Origin of the sequence: Succinispira mobilis DSM 6222 (assembly GCF_000384135.1) — a bacterium.
In the GTDB taxonomy this organism is placed as follows: Bacteria; Bacillota; Negativicutes; order Acidaminococcales; family Succinispiraceae; genus Succinispira; species Succinispira mobilis.
The window spans coordinates 505,103-522,919 of sequence record NZ_KB913028.1 but is presented as its reverse complement, the minus strand read 5'-3'; the positions used below and the strand labels follow the sequence as shown (position 1 = coordinate 522,919).

Below are 17,817 nucleotides of genomic sequence, written 5' to 3'. Positions count from 1 at the left end.
ACTATTTTACGCGTTCCAGTATTTCCACAAGTCTCCACCGTTTTTGTTTAGAAAGCGGTCTTGTTTGCATAATTTTTACGATATCACCAATGTTACACTCATTATTTTCATCATGAGCTTTAAATTTTATAGTTTGTTTCATACCTTTTTTATATAGTTCATGTTGTACTTTGCGTTCTACAGCAACAACAATAGTTTTGTCCATTTTATTGCTTACAACTTTACCAGTACGAACCATACGCAGGTTTCTTTCTTCAGTCACTATTTTTGCCTCCTTCCTTAAACCTTGTTAAGATTTTAGGCTTTCAACTCACGTTCACGTTGGATGGTTTTAACGCGGGCAATAGACTTTTTCACTTCACGAATACGCATTGGATTGTCAAGTTGTCCTGTTGCCATTTGAAAACGTAATCTAAACAATTCATCTTTTAAAGCACCAATCTTGTTGTCAAGGTCTATTGCTGACATTTCACGAATTTCATTAGTTTTCATTTGCTTCACCACCCACTTCAATTTCTTGTGAAGCACTCTTTGCTTTTAACTCAGCTTCTTGTCCAGCACGAGTCACAAACTTAGTTTTGATTGGCAGTTTATGAGCTGCAAGACGCATTGCCTCACGAGCTACATCTTCAGGCACACCATTCATTTCGAACATGATACGACCTGGTTTTACTACTGCTACCCAATACTCAGGTGAACCTTTACCGCTACCCATACGAGTCTCAGCTGGTTTTGCTGTGATTGGTTTATCTGGGAATATTTTAATCCAAACTTGACCACCACGTTTAATATAACGAGTCATCGCAATACGAGCTGCTTCAATTTGGCGATTTGTAATCCAAGATGGTTCAAGTGCAACTAGACCGAACTCACCATGGCTTATCATATTACCGCGATACGCACGACCAGTCATGCGACCTCTATGTTGTTTACGGCGTTTAACTCTTTTTGGTAATAACATTATTTTTTCCCTCCCTCAGGCTGAACCACAGGCTCCTTGCTTGTTGGAAGTACTTCACCTTTATAAATCCATACTTTTACACCAATACGACCATAAGTTGTATGTGCTTCTGCTGTACCATAATCGATATCAGCTCTTAGAGTATGAAGTGGAATGCTACCTTCACGATAACCTTCAGAACGAGCTATTTCAGCGCCGCCTAAACGACCGCCAACTTGTACTTTAATACCTTTTGCGCCCATACGCATTGTACGTGTTACAGATTGTTTCATAGCACGACGGAAAGCGATACGTCTTTCTAATTGAGCTGCGATATTTTCCGCAACCAATGTAGCATCCATATCAGGTTGTTTTACTTCTTGAATTTTGATATCAAGATCACTTGTTGTCATTTTTTTGATATCTTTTTTTAGTAATTCGATATTTGAACCAGCACGACCAATAACCATGCCAGGTTTCGCAGTGTGAATAATTACCACCATGCGATTTGAAGACCGCTCGATTTCTACGCGAGAAATACCAGCTGTGAATAATTTTTCTTTTACAAACTCACGTACTTTAATGTCTTCTAGTAAATACTGTTGATAATTTTTATCAGCGAACCACTTAGAATCCCAAGTTTTGATAACGCCGATTCGAAATCCATGCGGATGTACTTTTTGACCCACTACGGTTTCCCTCCTTTTCCCTGGGGATTATTTTTCTGAAACTGTTACAGTTACATGACTAGAGCGTTTTAAAATTTGAAATGCTTGTCCACGTGAACGTGGGTGTATTCTTTTTAATGTTGGACCTTGATCTACAAATGTACTAGATACATATAGATTATCCACATTCATATCATAATTGTGTTCTGCATTAGCAACAGCTGACTTGAGCACTTTCTCGATTACCTCTGAGGCAACTTTCGGAGTGTGCTTTAAAATTGCAAACGCTTCAGCCACGGATTTCCCGCGAATGAGGTCTATAACAATTCGTACTTTGCGCGGTGCTATGCGAACATATTTAGCAATTGCTTTTGCTTCCATGTTATCTTTGCCCCTTCCTCTTATCTCAAGCCTGTTGATTTATCTGCGTGACCTTTGTATGTACGAGTAACTGCAAATTCACCAAGTTTGTGGCCTACCATGTCTTCTGTGATGTAAACAGGAATGTGTTTACGACCATCATGAACAGCAACAGTATGTCCTACAAAGCTAGGAAGAATCATTGAGCTACGAGACCAAGTTTTTACAACTTTTTTCTCATCAGCAGCATTCATTGCTTCAATCTTCTTGAGAAGACTTTCTTGGACGAAAGGTCCTTTTTTTATTGATCTGGACACTACTTCAGCCTCCTTTTACTTACCATCACGGTTTATTTTGTTCTACGTTTCACAATTAGCTTATCAGAAGCTTTTGGTCTGCGTGTACGTGTACCATAAGCACATTTACCCCAAGGAGTAACTGGATGCTTACGTCCAACAGGTGAATGACCTTCACCACCACCATGTGGATGGTCACAAGGATTCATTGTTACACCGCGGTTAGCAGGACGAATGCCCAACCAACGAGAACGACCAGCTTTACCGATTGTAATGTTTTCATGATCTAAGTTACCTACTTGACCGATTGTCGCACGACAGTTAATATGTACTTTGCGCAATTCGCCAGATGGTAATCTTAACAATGCATGATCCCCTTCTTTAGCCATAAGTTGAATTGAAGAACCAGCTGAACGACCCAATTGACCGCCTTTACCAATTTTCATTTCTACGTTATGAACCATTGTACCAACAGGGATGTTTTTTAATGGCAAGCAGTTACCAATTTTGATATCTGCATCAGCACCACTTACTATTTTATCGCCAACTTTTAAATGGTTAGGAGCGATTATATATCTTTTCTCACCATCTACATAGTTTAGCAGGGCAATTCGCGCACTACGGTTTGGATCATACTCAATTGTTGCCACCACAGCTGGAACGCCGTCTTTTGTTCTTTTGAAATCGATTATACGGTATAAACGTTTATGACCGCCGCCTTGATGACGTACAGTAAGTTTACCTTGCTGATTACGGCCTGCTTTACTTTTTAAAGGAGCAACTAAAGAACGCTCAGGTTTATTAGTTGTAATCTCATCAAAAGAAGCAACTGTAATAAAACGTCTACTTGGAGAATACGGTTTAAAACTTTTAACAGCCATTTTTTTCCCTCCTTTAAAACAGATTACATACCTTCAAAAAATTCTATTGTTTGACCTTCAGCAAGCTTTACGATTGCTTTTTTATAGTCAGAACGTTTGCCTTGTGTACGGCCCATGCGTTTAACTTTTCCAAGTACACGCACTGTGTTTACTGATAATACTTTTACATCGAAAATTTGCTCAACTGCTTGACGGATTTCTACTTTGTTTGCATTAAGTGCTACTTGAAAAGCATACTTATTTTCTTGCATCATCATAGAAGTTTTTTCCGTAATTAGTGGGCGAATTAACACATCACGAGGATTCGCAGCCATTACGCAAGCACCTCCTCTATTCTAGCTATAGCTTCACGGGAAACCAACACTTTATCATGATATAAAAGATCAAATACATTTAAATATTGATTTGATAATGCTTTTGCACCAGGAATATTGCGTGCAGATTTCTCTACCATTTCTTGCATACCTTCAGTGATTAACAACGCTTTGTTCGCTGTGAATGCACTCATCATGCTTACAACTTGTTTTGTTTTTGGTGCTTCGAAATTCATACCATCAACAATCATCAATTCACCAGCTGCAAGTTTTGCAGAAAGTGCACAACGGATTGCTAAACGGCGTGCTTTTCTAGGCATGCTTTTTGCATATGAACGAGGATGTGGTCCGAAAGCAACACCACCACCGATCCACAATGGAGAGCGGATGCTACCTGCACGTGCACGTCCTGTTCCTTTTTGGCGCCATGGTTTACGACCGCCACCACGAACCATAGCTCGTGTTTTTGTTGCTGATGTTCCTTGGCGTTGTGCTGCTTGTTGCATTACAACTGCTTGGTGAACAACTGCTTCGTTCATTTCCACGCCAAAAACAAATTCGTTTAATTCTATTGTTTCGCCGGTTGTTTGACCAGCAATATTATATATCTCAACTTTTGGCATTAGTCTTCCTCCTTTCTTACGCGAAAATTATTTTTTCGGTTTCACCGTATTTCTTACCATTACAAAAGAGCCTTTAGCACCTGGGATAGCACCTTTTATAAGTAGTAAATTACGCTCAGCATCTACTTTTACAATCGCAAGGCGTTGTACAGTTACTTGAGCTGAACCCATACGTCCAGGTAGTTTTTTACCTTTAAAAACTTTACCACCAGGACCTGACATACGAGATCCGATTGACCCTGGCTCACGATGTGATTTAGAACCGTGTGTCATTGGTCCGCGTGCAAAATTATGACGCTTAATACCACCAGCAAAACCTTTACCACGAGAAATACCAGTTGCATCAACTAGCTCGCCGTCAGCAAAGATATCCACTTTAATTTCTTGTCCTACAGTATATTCTGAAGGTGTAGCTAGTCTTAATTCTTTAATGAATTTAACTGGGGCTACGCCAGCTTTTTCAAAGTGACCCTTCATTGGTTTGCTTAAATGTTTTTCTTTTTTCGCACCAAAACCGATTTGCACAGCGTTATAACCATCGTTTTCCACTGTTTTGTTTTGAAGTACTACACATGGACCAGCTTCTACTACTGTTACAGGTAATAAGTTACCTTCTGCAGTAAAGATTTGTGTCATGCCTATCTTCTTACCCAAAATTCCTTTTGTCATTATTGCACCTCCTCCTTACAGCTTGATTTCAATATCTACACCAACTGGAAGGTCTAAGCGCATTAACGCATCAATTGTCTTCTGTGTTGGTTCCAAAATGTCAACTAATCTTTTATGTGTGCGCATTTCAAATTGCTCACGAGAATCTTTGTTAACATGTGGAGAACGTAGAATTGTAAATACATTCTTTTCAGTAGGTAGTGGAATAGGACCAGACACCTTCGCGTCTGTACGTTTCGCAGTTTCCACGATTTTTGCTGCACTTTGATCAAGTGCTTTATGATCATATGCTTTTAAACGAATTCTTACCTTTTGTTGTTTTGCCATTTTTAAAAATCCTCCTTGTCGCCCTGTTTCTATCGAACGGACATACTCCGTGAAAATCCCCTCACCGCAGTGAGCAACCTCTCACATCATCGCAGTTACCATAAAACGAAATTTTAAGGGGTGGGTAGCACCCCTTAAAAGAATACTTGGTTTTGTTTATATTAGTCGATTGTAGCTACAACGCCAGCGCCTACTGTACGGCCACCTTCGCGGATCGCGAAACGAAGACCTGGTTCAATAGCGATTGGAGTGATAAGTTCTACAGCCATTTGAATGTTATCGCCAGGCATAACCATTTCAGTACCTTCTGGAAGAGTTACAACACCAGTAACGTCAGTAGTACGGAAATAGAATTGTGGTCTGTAACCTTGGAAGAATGGAGTGTGACGTCCGCCCTCTTCTTTAGTTAAAACATAAATTTCTGCTTGGAATTTAGTGTGTGGTTTAATTGAACCTGGTTTTGCTAAAACTTGTCCACGTTCGATATCTTTACGCTCAACACCGCGAAGTAGACAACCTACGTTGTCACCAGCAACTGCTTGGTCAAGAAGTTTACGGAACATTTCAACGCCTGTTACAACAGTTGATTTTGGTTTTTCTTGCATACCAACGATTTCAATAGTATCACCAACTTTTACAATACCGCGTTCGATACGGCCAGTAGCAACTGTACCACGACCAGTGATTGTGAAAACGTCCTCAACTGGCATTAAGAATGGTCTGTCAGTATCGCGTTCTGGAGTTGGGATGTAAGAATCTACAGCAGCCATTAGTTCAAGAATTTTGTTAACATATTGTTCATCATCTTCTAATGCTCTTAATGCAGAACCTACAATGATTGGAATATCATCACCAGGGAAATCATATGCAGAAAGAAGTTCACGAACTTCCATTTCTACTAATTCGATTAACTCAGCATCATCAACCATGTCAGCTTTGTTCAAGAATACTACCATCGCAGGAACACCTACTTGACGAGCAAGCAAAATGTGTTCACGAGTTTGTGGCATTGGGCCATCTGCAGCACTTACTACAAGAATAGCGCCATCCATTTGTGCAGCACCAGTGATCATGTTTTTAACATAGTCAGCATGGCCTGGGCAGTCAACGTGTGCATAGTGACGATTAGCAGTTTCATACTCAACGTGTGAAGTATTGATTGTGATACCACGTTCACGTTCTTCTGGAGCTTTATCTATTTGGTCATATGCCATGAATTGAGCTCCGCCTGCTTTTGCAAGTGTTTTAGTGATTGCAGCAGTTAGAGTTGTTTTACCATGGTCAACGTGTCCGATTGTACCGATATTAACATGTGGTTTGTTTCTTTCAAACTTTTGTTTAGCCATTGTTAAATGCCTCCCTAAATTTTGTATTTTTTTATATTTTTGAACAGCGATTAATCGCTGTTTTTCACACCACGTTTTGCAACAATTGCTTCTGCAATGCTGCGTGGAATTTCTTCATAATGATCAAATTCCATAGAGTAGTTACCGCGACCTTGTGTTTTAGAACGAAGGTCTGTTGAGTAACCAAACATTTCAGAAAGTGGTACAAATGCGCGGATAACTTGAGCACCATTGCGTGAATCCATACCTTCGATACGGCCACGACGAGAGTTTAAGTCACCGATTACATCACCCATATAACTTTCAGGAACTGTTACTTCAACTTTCATGTATGGTTCTAAAATTGTTGGGCTAGCTTTCAAGCAACCTGCTCTAAAGCCCATTGAACCCGCAATTTTAAACGCCATTTCCGAAGAATCGACATCATGGTAAGAACCATCATATACAGTAACTTTGATGTCAACCATTGGGTAACCAGCTGATACACCGTTATCCATAGCTTCTTTAACACCAGCTTCGATTGGGTTGATGTATTCACGAGGAATTGCACCACCAACAACCTTGTTTTCAAACACAAAGCCTGTACCTGGCTCTTGGGGTTCGATTTTCAACCAGCAATGACCGTATTGACCACGACCACCGGATTGACGCACGAATTTACCTTCCGAATCAACAGCTTTGCGAATTGTTTCGCGGTATGCAACTTGAGGATTACCCACGTTACAACCTACTTTAAACTCACGAAGTAATCTATCTACGATAATTTCTAAATGCAACTCACCCATACCAGAGATGATAGTTTGTGCTGTTTCTTGGTCTGTATGCACGCGGAAAGTTGGATCTTCCTCGGCCAAACGTTGCAAGGCAATACCCATTTTTTCTTGGTCTGCCTTAGTTTTTGGCTCAACGGCAACAGAGATAACTGGATCAGGGAATACCATTGATTCTAAGATAATTGGTGATTTGTCATCGCAAAGAGTGTCACCAGTTGTAGTATCTTTTAAACCAATTGCAGCCGCAATATCACCAGTGCAAACCATGTCGATTTCTTCACGGCGGTTAGCATGCATCCGAAGGATACGACCTACACGTTCTTTTCTGCCTTTTGTAGAGTTAAATACATAAGAACCAGAAGAAAGTGTTCCAGAATATACCCGGAAGAACGCTAATTTACCAATGAATGGATCGGCCATAATTTTAAATGCTAATGCAGAAAATGGAAGCGAGTCATCTGCGGCTCTTTCGTCTTCAGCACCAGTATCTGGATGTACACCTTTAATAGCTGGAATGTCAGTTGGAGCTGGCATATACGCAACTACTGCATCAAGCAATGTTTGTACACCTTTATTTTTATAAGAAGAACCACAAAGGACTGGAGTCATCGCGCAAGCAATAGTTGCTTTACGAATCGCAGCTTTGATTTCTTCTACAGTGAATGTTTCACCTTCAAGATATTTCATCATTAATTCGTCATCAGCTTCAGCTACTGCATCAAGCATTTCTTGACGATATAATTCTGCTTGGTCTTTCATATCTTCTGGGATTTCAGACGCTTCGCTTGTTTTACCTAAATCGTCAGTGTAAATAATTGCTTTCATTTCGATCAAATCGATCATGCCCGCAAAAGTATCTTCAAAGCCGATTGGGATTTGGATTGGCACAGCATTTGCACCCAATCTAGATTTCATCATGTCAACTACGTTATAGAAGTCAGCACCAGTGATATCCATTTTGTTTACATAGGCCATACGTGGTACTCTGTATTTATCAGCTTGACGCCAAACTGTTTCTGATTGAGGCTCAACGCCACCTTTAGCACAGAATACAGCCACAGAGCCATCTAGTACCCGCAAAGACCGTTCAACTTCAACTGTGAAGTCAACGTGTCCAGGCGTATCTATGATATTTATTGAGTGGCCATCCCATTGACAGGTAGTTGCAGCAGAAGTAATTGTAATACCTCTTTCTTGCTCTTGGACCATCCAGTCCATAGTAGCCGCACCATCGTGAACTTCACCTAGTTTATGTACTTTACCAGTGTAAAATAGGATACGTTCAGTTGTCGTCGTTTTACCGGCGTCAATGTGAGCCATTATACCAATATTTCTTGTTCTTTCTATAGGAACCTGTCTAGCCACTAAATTTCCACTCCTTATTTAGAGATTACCAGCGATAATGCGCAAATGCTTTATTAGCTTCTGCCATTTTATGCGTGTCTTCTCTTTTCTTAACTGCAGCGCCTGTACCATTAGCTGCATCCATTAATTCAGCTGCTACACGCTCTTGCATTGTTCTTTCGCCACGTAATCTTGAGTAGTTTACCACCCAACGAATTCCTAGAGCTAATTTACGGTCTGCACGAACCTCTACTGGAACTTGGTAGTTTGCACCACCTACGCGACGAGCGCGAACTTCAAGGATCGGCATAACGTTTTTAAGAGCTGTATCGAAAACTTCTAACGCATCTTTACCAGTTTTAGCGTGAATAGTATCGAATGCATCATATACAATGCTCTCTGCAACGCCTTTTTTACCATCAACCATAATTTTATTTATAAAACGTGTTACTAGTTTCGAGTTATACACTGGATCTGGAAGCACGTCTCTTTTAGTTACTGGACCTTTTCTTGGCATACATATCCCTCCTTATTAGACTGTGTTGCGCAACAATTATTATTTCGCTGCTGCTTTGGCGCGTTTTGCACCGTATTTGGAACGACCTTGGCTACGTTTCGCAACGCCTGCAGTATCTAACGCACCGCGAACGATATGGTAACGTACCCCTGGAAGGTCTTTTACCCTTCCGCCTCTAATAAGAACAACGCTATGCTCTTGCAAGTTATGGCCAATACCACCGATATAAGCTGTTACTTCAATACCATTTGTTAAACGAACACGGGCAACTTTACGTAACGCCGAGTTAGGTTTTTTAGGTGTTGTTGTATACACTCTTGTACAAACGCCACGTTTTTGTGGACAATTTTTCAATGCTGGTGCTGTAGACTTTTTCTCAATAACCGTTCTACCTTTGCGTACTAATTGATTAATAGTAGGCACTATGGCACCTCCTTCCCAAAATTCGTATTTAATATTTATAAAAACCTAAAGCGCTTTGCTTCGGCCCTTACCTAGTTATTTTAGCAACCCGACTGCAGTTGCTCCGACCTGAATCCCACAAGCTTTACCAAGCTCTTGTTTGGTAATCTCTCGAGTTACCGAAATGTTTCTTTCTTTACACAAAAATAAAATTGGCTCAACAATTCTTTCATCAACATCTGTCGCGATGAAAACGCACTCCGCTTGGTCTCTTTCTAAAGCTTTGAGTACTTGTTTTACGCCAACTACCTTGTTCTTACTCTTGCTTATTGCATCAATCGACATATTAAACATCCCTTCAATAAAGGTTCCCGTCATTAGACACTACTACATTGTAGCACCACAAAAACACTTTGTCAACTTTTTTTTATAAAATAATTGCTTACAAAACAATGTTTTACGGCCTTCTTTTTGCACACGCGTCCTAGTGTTTCATTTGTCTTAAAAGTATTAAAAATATGCTATAATAATCTTAGATTTAGGAGGTGTAAAATGAACACTTTAGAAAAAATGCTCCAAGCAAATGATAATTTTGTAAACAATCTCCCCGCAGAATATTTGCACTGCACTGATTGTGAACATTCCGCTACAATTAGTAAATATCCTGATAAACAAGTGGCCATTTACAGTTGTATGGATACACGTTTAGTAGATTTTCTCGAACCAGCTTTAGGCATTGCCCGTGGCGAAGCAAAAATTATTAAAGCTGCTGGTAACACCATCACTTCGGCTTTCGATAATATCATGCGCAGTTTGATTATCGCCGTTTACGAATTAGGCGTGCAAGAAATTTTTATCGTCGGTCACGAAGACTGCGGTTTGGCCAACAGTACTTCCGAGGGTTTAATTCAAAAAATGTTAGCTCGCGGTGTACATCCAAGTGCTATTCATCTAGTCAAGGACAAGCTAGAACACTGGGTAGACGGCTTTAACCATCCAGTACAAAACATCGAAGAAACTGTCGCTACCGTTCGTCTCAACCCTTTCATTCCTGGCGATGTCCCTATTCACGGGTTATTGTTTTGTCCACAAAGTGGTGCCATCAAAGTTATTGTCAATGGCTATAAGCACATAAGCTAATTTTCTTCAGCAATATTTCTTATAACAGTCTTATAAGATTTTTAAAAATTTTCGACTCTAACGGTAGCCTCTAAATTGCTCTTTACAACTCCTTACATCAAGATATAATATTTAAATTTTATTTACCTTTCTCCCGCCATTTTGACAAGGCCTGCAAAAACAGCTAAAATATCAAGCGTAGACCTTTTTAAAATTCTAAAATAAAGTGAGGTGCCAAACATTGAATAAAGGTTTAATTGCTACAATCGTTGTCATTGCACTAATCGCCATTATGGGCGTTAGTGGTTATAACTCTCTAGTGAGTATGTCAGAAAACGTGAGCGGTAAATGGAGTCAAGTAGAAAACCAATTACAACGCCGCAACGATTTAATTCCTAACTTAGTCTCCACTGTCCAAGGCATGGCTAATCAGGAAAAAGACTTAATTAAAGCCGTAACTGAAGCACGTGCTAAAATGATGGGTGCTCAAGGTCCAGCGGCAGTATCGGCAGCCAATGGTGAGTTAAGCAGTGCTCTTTCTCGCCTAATGGTAGTTGTCGAAAACTATCCCCAAATAAAATCTGATGCTAGTTTCCGTCAATTATCTGATGAGCTAGCAGGAACAGAAAACCGTATAGCTGTTGCTCGTAAAGATTATAATGATAGCGTTCAAGTTTATAATTCTAAAGTAAAATCTTTCCCAACAGTGATCTACGCTGGCATGTTTGGGTTCAGTTCTAAGGATTACTTCAAGGTAGAAGAAGCTGCTAAAGCAGTGCCTAAAGTTTCCTTTAAGTAACAAACAAACTTAAAGGGGTGATTTAATGAAACGTTGGCTAATCAGTATTTTGTTACTAGGGCAACTTCTATGCTCCTTAGTAGCGTTTGCTGCGCCACAAGTTCCAACAACTCCCACCAGCAGTTTTTATGTACAAGATTTCGCCCAAATTCTGACGCCCCAAACCAAAGCCAATATTAACGCTCTAGGCGAACAGTTACAGCGTCAAACCAAAGCGCAAATCGTAGTTGTTACTATAAAAAGTCTCGAAGGCAATGCCCTCGAAGATTACAGTCTCGAATTATTTCGCAAATGGCAAATTGGCGATCGCGAAAAGAATAACGGGGTCCTACTGCTGGTCGCGGTAAATGATCGCAAATCTCGAATTGAGGTCGGCTATGGCCTCGAAGGAGCTTTACCCGATGGTTTAACAGGCAGAATTCAAGATGAGTTTATGCTGCCGTACTTTAAACAAAACCAGTATGATAAAGGCATTAACAACGCCTATAACGCCTTAGCCCAATTAGTTGCTAAAGAATATAAAATCGAGTTGAAAGATGCCCCAGTAACTAAACCAGCCAAAGCCAACAAGCAACTGGAGCAACCCACTGAATTACCAGCTTGGGCAATTGCGCTTTTGGCAATTGGTTTTGTGGGCCTGATGATTATTGATCAAATATTTTTAGGCGGTTTTATTTTACAACTTATTTTATCCATTCTGTTGCGTGGTGGCGGTCGCGGCGGAGGCGGTTCTAGTGGCGGTGGCTACGGAGGCGGCTCGGGCGGCGGAGGCGGTTCTAGCCGTAGTTGGTAAAGTCCCAAATAAATAAACTAAGCAGTTGTGTAGCGGTTAATTCCGCCCCACAGCTGCTTTTTATTTGCACTTTTCCGATAAAAATTTAAATTTACCTACCACAATATTGTTAGCAATTACAACTTAGTTAGTCTAAGCAACTCCGACGAGTGAACTTTAATTGAAAAAAATATCAACTAAAAAGTTCTAAGTTCTAAGAAGCAAGCGACTCTCTCTACTAGTATGACGATAAAACTAACAATACAAGAGCTACCTAAAAATGTTTTTTGTCGACTACTTAAAAATTTCAGTTGCCCGATATTTTCTCAATTATCACTTTCTCAGTCTTTAACTAATATTTTTTTACAATCCCCATTAATAGCTCAAACCTTGGTTCAATACTAGGAATATCTATATATTCGCCCACACCATGTCCTAAGCCACCAACTGGCCCGAAAGTATCTAAAGTTGGCACGCCTAACGCCGAGGTAAAGCTCCCATCTGAACCACCACCAGTCGCAACCCAATCAATTTTCATCCCCAAATTAGCAGCAACTGAATCCGCTATAGAGCCTAATTTTTGATTTCCTGCGGTGTTTTCCATTGGCGGACGAGTCAAGCCACCCTCTACCTCAACTTGAACCCTAGTGTCTAGCGGTTGTGCTTGTAATTTAGCCAATTGCGCTTGAATTTTTTCCGCTTCCCGATAATATTTTATGCGGATATCAATTTGAGCTTGGGCATAATCAGCTACTACATTGGCGGCGCTTCCACCTGTAATCATGCCCACATTCAAAGTTGTTTCCGTCTCTGGATTGTTAAGCTGTACCAAACTGGTACACCAGTGTGCAAATTCATGAATTGCACTAGCTCCCTCCTGCGGATTTACACCTGCATGTGCCGCTAAACCTTTAAAAGTTAATTTGTAACGTCCTACCCCTTTGCGTAAATAAACATTAGCCCCACTCGCCCGTGCTGGTTCTAATACAATTGCATGTGCTGCCTTTTTAGCCGTTTCCTCAATTATGGAGCGAGAATATATGGAGCTAATTTCTTCATCACTGTTAAACAGCAAACAAATATTAGCAGTATCTAGCAATTGCTCTGTTTGTAACTGCTCCGCTAAATAATAAGCATATAGTAAGCCACTTTTCATATCAATTACACCTGGTCCATAAGCTCGTTCACCAACAATTTTAAAAGGTCGTTCCGCTACTGTTCCTTCAGGAAATACGGTATCCATATGCCCCAAGACCAACAAGTCATATTTGTCAGCTGGGCGATTTACTATTTTCAGGGCCGGCCCTACGTCTTCGCCCAAATCTAACCATTGCACTTGCCAACCTAATTTAGTAAATTTTTCCGCAAAAAATTCCGCTACCTTGCGTACCCCCGCAGGATAGCGACTGCCACTATCAATGTTAACCAACAACTCTAGCTCTTGTAAATACTTATCTAATTGCAAACTCATTATTTCACTCCCTCACTTAGTAAACTAGCGCTACTTCTTACTACTAAGATAATACAACTTTGCCAAGAATGCAACGTACTTTTGCTCAAACATTGAGTATATGGTTTTTCCCGTACCCTAAAGCAAAAACAGCTCCAATCAAATTAATTTGATTGGAGCTGTTTTTTATTTTTCCTAAACAAACTTCAAGCCTACAATTTCTGAGCTTGCTTAATTATGTCTAATGTTTATATTGCGATAACGACTCATCCCAGTTCCTGCTGGTACAAGTTTACCGATAATAACATTTTCTTTTAGACCCAACAATGGATCAATTTTGCCCTTAATTGCCGCATCTGTTAATACGCGCGTTGTCTCTTGGAATGAAGCTGCTGATAAGAAAGAGTCTGTCGCCAAGGACGCTTTGGTAATACCTAGGACTACGCCACGACCTTGGGCTGGTTCTAAACCACGTTCCATAACTAGCTTATTCGCTTCATTAAATTCATTAATGTCAATAAGCTCGCCTGGTAACATTTCGGTATCGCCAGCTTCTTCAATCTTAATCTTACGCATCATTTGACGCACCATTACTTCTAGATGGCGGTCATTAATTTCAACCCCTTGAGATTTATAAACACGTTGTACTTCGCCCACAATATATTCTTGAGCTGCTTTCATACCGCTCAAACGCAATACATCATGTGGATTTTTAGATCCTTCAGTTAAACGATCACCAATTTTAACAATATCGCCAGTTTCTACGTGCAACTTAGAACCATATGGGATTTGATAAGCATGCTCTTCCTTATTCTCATCAGTAACAAGAATTCGTTTATTACCTTTTGGATCAGTAGTAACATTAACCTTACCACTTTGTTCAACTAAAACAGCCGCCCGTTTTGGTTTTCTCGCTTCAAATAATTCTTCGACACGAGGTAGACCTTGGGTAATATCGTCCCCAGCAACCCCACCAGTATGGAAGGTACGCATTGTCAACTGTGTACCAGGCTCACCGATAGATTGAGCCGCGATAATACCTACAGCTTCCCCGATATCTACCATTTGTCCAGTAGCTAGGTTTTTACCATAACATTTTTTACATACGCCATATTTAGATTTGCAATTTAATACTGAACGAATGAGAACAACTTTTTTCAATTTAGCAATTGCCGCTGCATCATCTTCAGTAATTAAATTATTACATTTGAACAAAACTTCACCAGTCTCTGGATCACAAATATCTTCAGCTAAAGTTCTACCTTCTAGACGGTCTTTAAGCGGTACGATAACAGTTTTTTCATCTTTCTCATCTGTTATTACACTAACTTCAATACCGACAATTTCATCATTACGAACTTTAATTGTGGACACACCATCACTTGCTAAGATAGTATCCACTACATTTTCATCTACAACTGTCCCTTTAGCGAAAACAACTTGAGCATTAGCATCACGCACATCTTCCTCTAATGGGTAGTTACCTACGCGATACATAATATCGGCTTTAAGAATTTTATTCAATTTATCCATCGGCACATTGCAAATAATAGTTTCAGTAGCATTGGCATCTTCACTGTCTTTTGCATAAACAACAACTGCTAAAATATGTTTTTCAACAACCGCAGTAATAACCGTCGCATCAATAATGCTATCAGCCTCAGCTATAACTTCATTTGTCTCAGGGTCTACAATAGTTTGAGCTAAATTACGACCCGTAAGAATTTCCTCTAATTTTCCAGCCGAGCAACCAGTTTCCACCCTACGCAATTTTGATTTTGCTTTATTTAGATCAAAAGTAGTTACATCACAATCATCTTCACGCACGATTACATCTTGAGCTACGTCAACCAAACGACGTGTTAAGTAACCCGAATCGGCAGTTCTTAGCGCCGTATCCGCCAAACCTTTACGAGCCCCATGTGTAGATATAAAGTACTCCAATACTGTTAACCCTTCACGGAAGTTCGCTTTGATTGGTAAGTCGATAATTCGACCTGATGGATCAGCCATCAAACCACGCATACCTGCTAACTGACGAATCTGTTGCTTATTACCACGCGCTCCAGAGTTGGCCATCATATATACTGGATTGAAAGCATCAAGCGTGCTTTGCATCAATTCATCAGTAATCTCTTGAGTTGTTTCTGTCCACAATTTAATAATTGTTTTATAGCGTTCATCTTCAGAAAGCAAACCTCGACGGAATAAACCTTCCGTACGATCTACTTCCACTTCAGTTCTTGCTAAAATTTCGGCTTTACGCTCTGGAACTTTAATATCCGATACCGCAATAGTAATACCAGCGCGACACGCATTAGCAAAGCCCATTTTTTTAATATCATCTAACAAAGAAGCAGTACGCGTATTGCCAAATAGTTTAAAAGATTTAGCGACTAACTCGCCCAATTCTTTTTTACCTACTAATTTTTCCAAATGCCATTCGCCATTTTTTTGGTAAAAATATCTTAATTCTAGAGGTAATACTTCATTGAAAATTGCATTACCCACGGTTGTATTTACTAAAGTACGACCTTCTTGGTCTGGATGACCATAAATTTCCTTATTAGGAATACGAACTTTAATCCGTGCTTGCAAATGTAATTCTTGGTGATGATAAGCTAATAAGGCTTCATTAATACCTGTATAACAAGTACCTTCACCTTTAGCATTATCCCGAATAATTGTTAAATAGTAAGCTCCCAAAATCATATCTTGAGATGGAACAGCTACAGGTTTACCATCTTTCGGTGCCAAAATATTGTGCGCTGACAACATTAGTAAGCGTGCTTCCGCTTGCGCTTCAGCTGACAACGGTACATGTACCGCCATTTGGTCACCATCGAAATCGGCGTTATAAGCTGTACAAACCAATGGGTGGATTTTGATAGCCCGACCTTCTGATAAAATCGGTTCAAAGGCTTGAATACCTAGTCTATGCAAAGTGGGGGCGCGGTTCAATAGAACAGGATGTTCTTTAATAACATCTTCCAAAACATCCCAAACTTCTGCATTAGCTCGTTCTACCCGTTGTTTAGCATTTTTGATATTGGGCGATTGACCGCTATTAACCAGTTTTTTCATTACAAACGGTTTAAATAATTCTAAAGCCATTTCCTTCGGCAAACCACATTGGTGCATTTTCAGTTCTGGACCAACTACGATAACCGAACGACCAGAATAGTCAACCCGCTTACCTAGTAAGTTTTGACGGAAACGTCCTTGTTTACCTTTTAACATATCTGATAAAGATTTAAGCGGACGATTGCCCGGTCCTGTTACCGGGCGACCCCGACGACCATTATCAATTAAAGCATCTACTGCTTCTTGTAACATCCGTTTTTCATTACGCACAATAATGTTCGGTGCACCTTGCGCTAATAATTTTTTCAAACGATTATTTCTATTAATTACCCGACGATACAAATCATTTAAATCAGAAGTCGCAAAACGTCCGCCGTCTAATTGTACCATTGGTCTTAGCTCTGGTGGAATTACCGGCACTATGTCCATAATCATCCATTCTGGACGATTACCGGATTTTTTAAAGGCTTCGCAAACTTCTAGGCGACGAACTGCTTTAACTTTTCTTTGACCAGTTGCTTCTTTTAATTCTTCTCTTAAGCTATCCGCCAAAGTACCTAAATCAATTTCTTTCAAGAGTTGTTTTATTGCTTCAGCACCCATGCCCACAACAAAACTTTCACCGTATTTATCACGTGCTTCACTATATTCTTGCTCACTTAACAAACTGCCTTTAGCTAGGGGGGTTTCTCCTGAGTCAAGAACTATGTAATAAGCAAAGTATAATACGCGTTCTAAAGAACGTGGTGATAAGTTTAAAATTAAACCCATCCGGCTTGGAATACCTTTAAAATACCAGATATGAGAAACTGGCGCAGCCAATTCAATATGACCCATCCGGTCTCTACGCACTTTCGAGCGAGTTACCTCAACACCGCAACGATCGCAGACTACCCCTTTATAACGCACACGTTTATATTTACCACAATGACACTCCCAGTCCTTTGTGGGTCCAAAAATCTTTTCGCAAAACAGACCATCCCGTTCCGGCTTCAGAGTCCGATAATTTATTGTTTCTGGCTTACGCACTTCTCCAAATGACCATTTTGTAATTTGCTCTGGAGAAGCAAGGCCGATACGCATAGAATCAAAATTATTTACATCTAACAAGAGTAGCTCGCTCCCTTCTGTTT

The 17,817-nt window shown here is 40.1% G+C and carries 21 protein-coding genes; 3 read left to right on the top strand and 18 right to left on the bottom strand.

The window, feature by feature from the left end:
• Nucleotide 1: 1 nt before the first annotated feature.
• The 16 genes from rpsQ to SUCMO_RS0102440 form a co-directional block, all read right to left on the bottom strand.
• Nucleotides 2–238 (bottom strand): 30S ribosomal protein S17, encoded by a 237-nt coding sequence (gene rpsQ / locus SUCMO_RS0102515; RefSeq protein ID WP_033297231.1) that lies wholly within the window; start codon nt 236–238, stop codon nt 2–4.
• A 59-nt stretch (nt 239–297) separates the two neighbouring features.
• Nucleotides 298–492 (bottom strand): 50S ribosomal protein L29, encoded by a 195-nt coding sequence (gene rpmC, locus SUCMO_RS0102510; protein WP_019878865.1) that lies wholly within the window; start codon nt 490–492, stop codon nt 298–300.
• Nucleotides 482–961 (bottom strand): 50S ribosomal protein L16, encoded by a 480-nt coding sequence (gene rplP / locus SUCMO_RS0102505; RefSeq protein ID WP_019878864.1) that lies wholly within the window; start codon nt 959–961, stop codon nt 482–484. The genes rpmC and rplP overlap by 11 nt, the downstream gene beginning before the upstream one ends.
• Nucleotides 961–1,629 carry a 30S ribosomal protein S3 gene (gene rpsC, locus SUCMO_RS0102500; RefSeq protein ID WP_019878863.1) on the bottom strand — a complete coding sequence of 223 codons (669 nt, stop codon included), beginning with the start codon at nt 1,627–1,629 and terminating at the stop codon, nt 961–963. Before rpsC ends, rplP begins: the two co-directional genes overlap by 1 nt.
• A gap of 27 nt (nt 1,630–1,656) precedes the next feature.
• Complete coding sequence (gene rplV, locus SUCMO_RS0102495) at nt 1,657–1,989, bottom strand: 50S ribosomal protein L22 (RefSeq protein WP_019878862.1); 333 nt, start codon at nt 1,987–1,989, stop codon at nt 1,657–1,659.
• A gap of 20 nt (nt 1,990–2,009) precedes the next feature.
• Nucleotides 2,010–2,285 carry a 30S ribosomal protein S19 gene (gene rpsS / locus SUCMO_RS0102490; protein ID WP_019878861.1) on the bottom strand — a complete coding sequence of 92 codons (276 nt, stop codon included), beginning with the start codon at nt 2,283–2,285 and terminating at the stop codon, nt 2,010–2,012.
• 32 nt (nt 2,286–2,317) lie between these two features.
• Entirely contained in the window at nt 2,318–3,145 is an 828-nt protein-coding gene (gene rplB, locus SUCMO_RS0102485; RefSeq protein ID WP_019878860.1) for a 50S ribosomal protein L2, read from the bottom strand.
• Nucleotides 3,146–3,168: 23 nt separating this feature from the next.
• The gene (gene rplW / locus SUCMO_RS0102480) at nt 3,169–3,459 is read right to left on the bottom strand and encodes a 50S ribosomal protein L23 (RefSeq protein WP_019878857.1); all 291 of its coding nucleotides are present in this window, start codon (nt 3,457–3,459) and stop codon (nt 3,169–3,171) included.
• Entirely contained in the window at nt 3,459–4,082 is a 624-nt protein-coding gene (rplD, locus tag SUCMO_RS0102475; RefSeq protein ID WP_019878856.1) for a 50S ribosomal protein L4, read from the bottom strand. The genes rplW and rplD overlap by 1 nt, the downstream gene beginning before the upstream one ends.
• Nucleotides 4,083–4,109: 27 nt before the next feature.
• Nucleotides 4,110–4,751 (bottom strand): 50S ribosomal protein L3, encoded by a 642-nt coding sequence (rplC, locus tag SUCMO_RS0102470; protein WP_019878855.1) that lies wholly within the window; start codon nt 4,749–4,751, stop codon nt 4,110–4,112.
• Between the two features lie 15 nt (nt 4,752–4,766).
• Nucleotides 4,767–5,078, bottom strand: coding sequence for a 30S ribosomal protein S10 (rpsJ, locus tag SUCMO_RS0102465; RefSeq protein ID WP_019878854.1), 312 nt, complete (start codon nt 5,076–5,078; stop codon nt 4,767–4,769).
• A gap of 161 nt (nt 5,079–5,239) precedes the next feature.
• Complete coding sequence (tuf, locus tag SUCMO_RS0102460) at nt 5,240–6,424, bottom strand: elongation factor Tu (protein ID WP_019878853.1); 1,185 nt, start codon at nt 6,422–6,424, stop codon at nt 5,240–5,242.
• Nucleotides 6,425–6,474: 50 nt separating this feature from the next.
• A complete protein-coding gene (gene fusA, locus SUCMO_RS0102455) occupies nt 6,475–8,562 on the bottom strand; it encodes an elongation factor G (RefSeq protein WP_019878852.1) in 2,088 nt (695 codons plus the stop codon).
• A gap of 25 nt (nt 8,563–8,587) precedes the next feature.
• Nucleotides 8,588–9,058: a 30S ribosomal protein S7 gene (gene rpsG / locus SUCMO_RS0102450; protein WP_019878851.1), complete on the bottom strand. Its 471-nt coding sequence runs from the start codon at nt 9,056–9,058 to the stop codon at nt 8,588–8,590.
• Nucleotides 9,059–9,097: 39 nt separating this feature from the next.
• A complete protein-coding gene (gene rpsL / locus SUCMO_RS0102445) occupies nt 9,098–9,481 on the bottom strand; it encodes a 30S ribosomal protein S12 (protein WP_019878850.1) in 384 nt (127 codons plus the stop codon).
• A 75-nt stretch (nt 9,482–9,556) separates the two neighbouring features.
• A complete protein-coding gene (locus SUCMO_RS0102440) occupies nt 9,557–9,838 on the bottom strand; it encodes a ribosomal L7Ae/L30e/S12e/Gadd45 family protein (protein ID WP_245539340.1) in 282 nt (93 codons plus the stop codon).
• Nucleotides 9,839–10,012: 174 nt separating this feature from the next.
• On the opposite strand from SUCMO_RS0102440, the gene SUCMO_RS0102435 reads away from it, so the two are divergent.
• From SUCMO_RS0102435 to SUCMO_RS0102425, 3 genes are all read left to right on the top strand, one after another.
• On the top strand, nt 10,013–10,600 hold the full coding sequence (locus tag SUCMO_RS0102435; protein WP_019878848.1) for a beta-class carbonic anhydrase: 588 nt from the start codon (nt 10,013–10,015) through the stop codon (nt 10,598–10,600).
• A 220-nt stretch (nt 10,601–10,820) separates the two neighbouring features.
• A complete protein-coding gene (locus SUCMO_RS0102430) occupies nt 10,821–11,378 on the top strand; it encodes a LemA family protein (protein ID WP_019878847.1) in 558 nt (185 codons plus the stop codon).
• Between the two features lie 25 nt (nt 11,379–11,403).
• Nucleotides 11,404–12,171, top strand: a complete 768-nt coding sequence (locus SUCMO_RS0102425) for a TPM domain-containing protein (protein ID WP_019878846.1) — start codon at nt 11,404–11,406, stop codon at nt 12,169–12,171.
• 331 nt (nt 12,172–12,502) lie between these two features.
• Here SUCMO_RS0102425 and SUCMO_RS0102420 read toward each other — a convergent pair whose 3' ends face one another.
• Nucleotides 12,503–13,621, bottom strand: coding sequence for a M20 family metallopeptidase (locus tag SUCMO_RS0102420; RefSeq protein WP_019878844.1), 1,119 nt, complete (start codon nt 13,619–13,621; stop codon nt 12,503–12,505).
• Nucleotides 13,622–13,831: 210 nt separating this feature from the next.
• A complete protein-coding gene (gene rpoC, locus SUCMO_RS0102415; RefSeq protein WP_019878843.1) occupies nt 13,832–17,794 on the bottom strand; it encodes a DNA-directed RNA polymerase subunit beta' in 3,963 nt (1,320 codons plus the stop codon).
• Between the last annotated feature and the right edge of the window lie 23 nt (nt 17,795–17,817).

Coding starts and splice junctions, on each gene's coding strand:
- rplD (WP_019878856.1), bottom strand. CDS start 4,082: ATGCCAAAAGTTGAGATATATAATATTGCTGGTCAAACAACCGGCGAA.
- rplC (WP_019878855.1), bottom strand. CDS start 4,751: ATGACAAAAGGAATTTTGGGTAAGAAGATAGGCATGACACAAATCTTT.
- rplV (WP_019878862.1), bottom strand. CDS start 1,989: ATGGAAGCAAAAGCAATTGCTAAATATGTTCGCATAGCACCGCGCAAA.
- rpsG (WP_019878851.1), bottom strand. CDS start 9,058: ATGCCAAGAAAAGGTCCAGTAACTAAAAGAGACGTGCTTCCAGATCCA.
- rplP (WP_019878864.1), bottom strand. CDS start 961: ATGTTATTACCAAAAAGAGTTAAACGCCGTAAACAACATAGAGGTCGC.
- rpmC (WP_019878865.1), bottom strand. CDS start 492: ATGAAAACTAATGAAATTCGTGAAATGTCAGCAATAGACCTTGACAAC.
- rpsQ (WP_033297231.1), bottom strand. CDS start 238: ATGGTTCGTACTGGTAAAGTTGTAAGCAATAAAATGGACAAAACTATT.
- SUCMO_RS0102435 (WP_019878848.1), top strand. CDS start 10,013: ATGAACACTTTAGAAAAAATGCTCCAAGCAAATGATAATTTTGTAAAC.
- rpsJ (WP_019878854.1), bottom strand. CDS start 5,078: ATGGCAAAACAACAAAAGGTAAGAATTCGTTTAAAAGCATATGATCAT.
- rplB (WP_019878860.1), bottom strand. CDS start 3,145: ATGGCTGTTAAAAGTTTTAAACCGTATTCTCCAAGTAGACGTTTTATT.
- SUCMO_RS0102440 (WP_245539340.1), bottom strand. CDS start 9,838: ATGACGGGAACCTTTATTGAAGGGATGTTTAATATGTCGATTGATGCA.
- SUCMO_RS0102425 (WP_019878846.1), top strand. CDS start 11,404: ATGAAACGTTGGCTAATCAGTATTTTGTTACTAGGGCAACTTCTATGC.
- SUCMO_RS0102420 (WP_019878844.1), bottom strand. CDS start 13,621: ATGAGTTTGCAATTAGATAAGTATTTACAAGAGCTAGAGTTGTTGGTT.
- tuf (WP_019878853.1), bottom strand. CDS start 6,424: ATGGCTAAACAAAAGTTTGAAAGAAACAAACCACATGTTAATATCGGT.
- rplW (WP_019878857.1), bottom strand. CDS start 3,459: ATGGCTGCGAATCCTCGTGATGTGTTAATTCGCCCACTAATTACGGAA.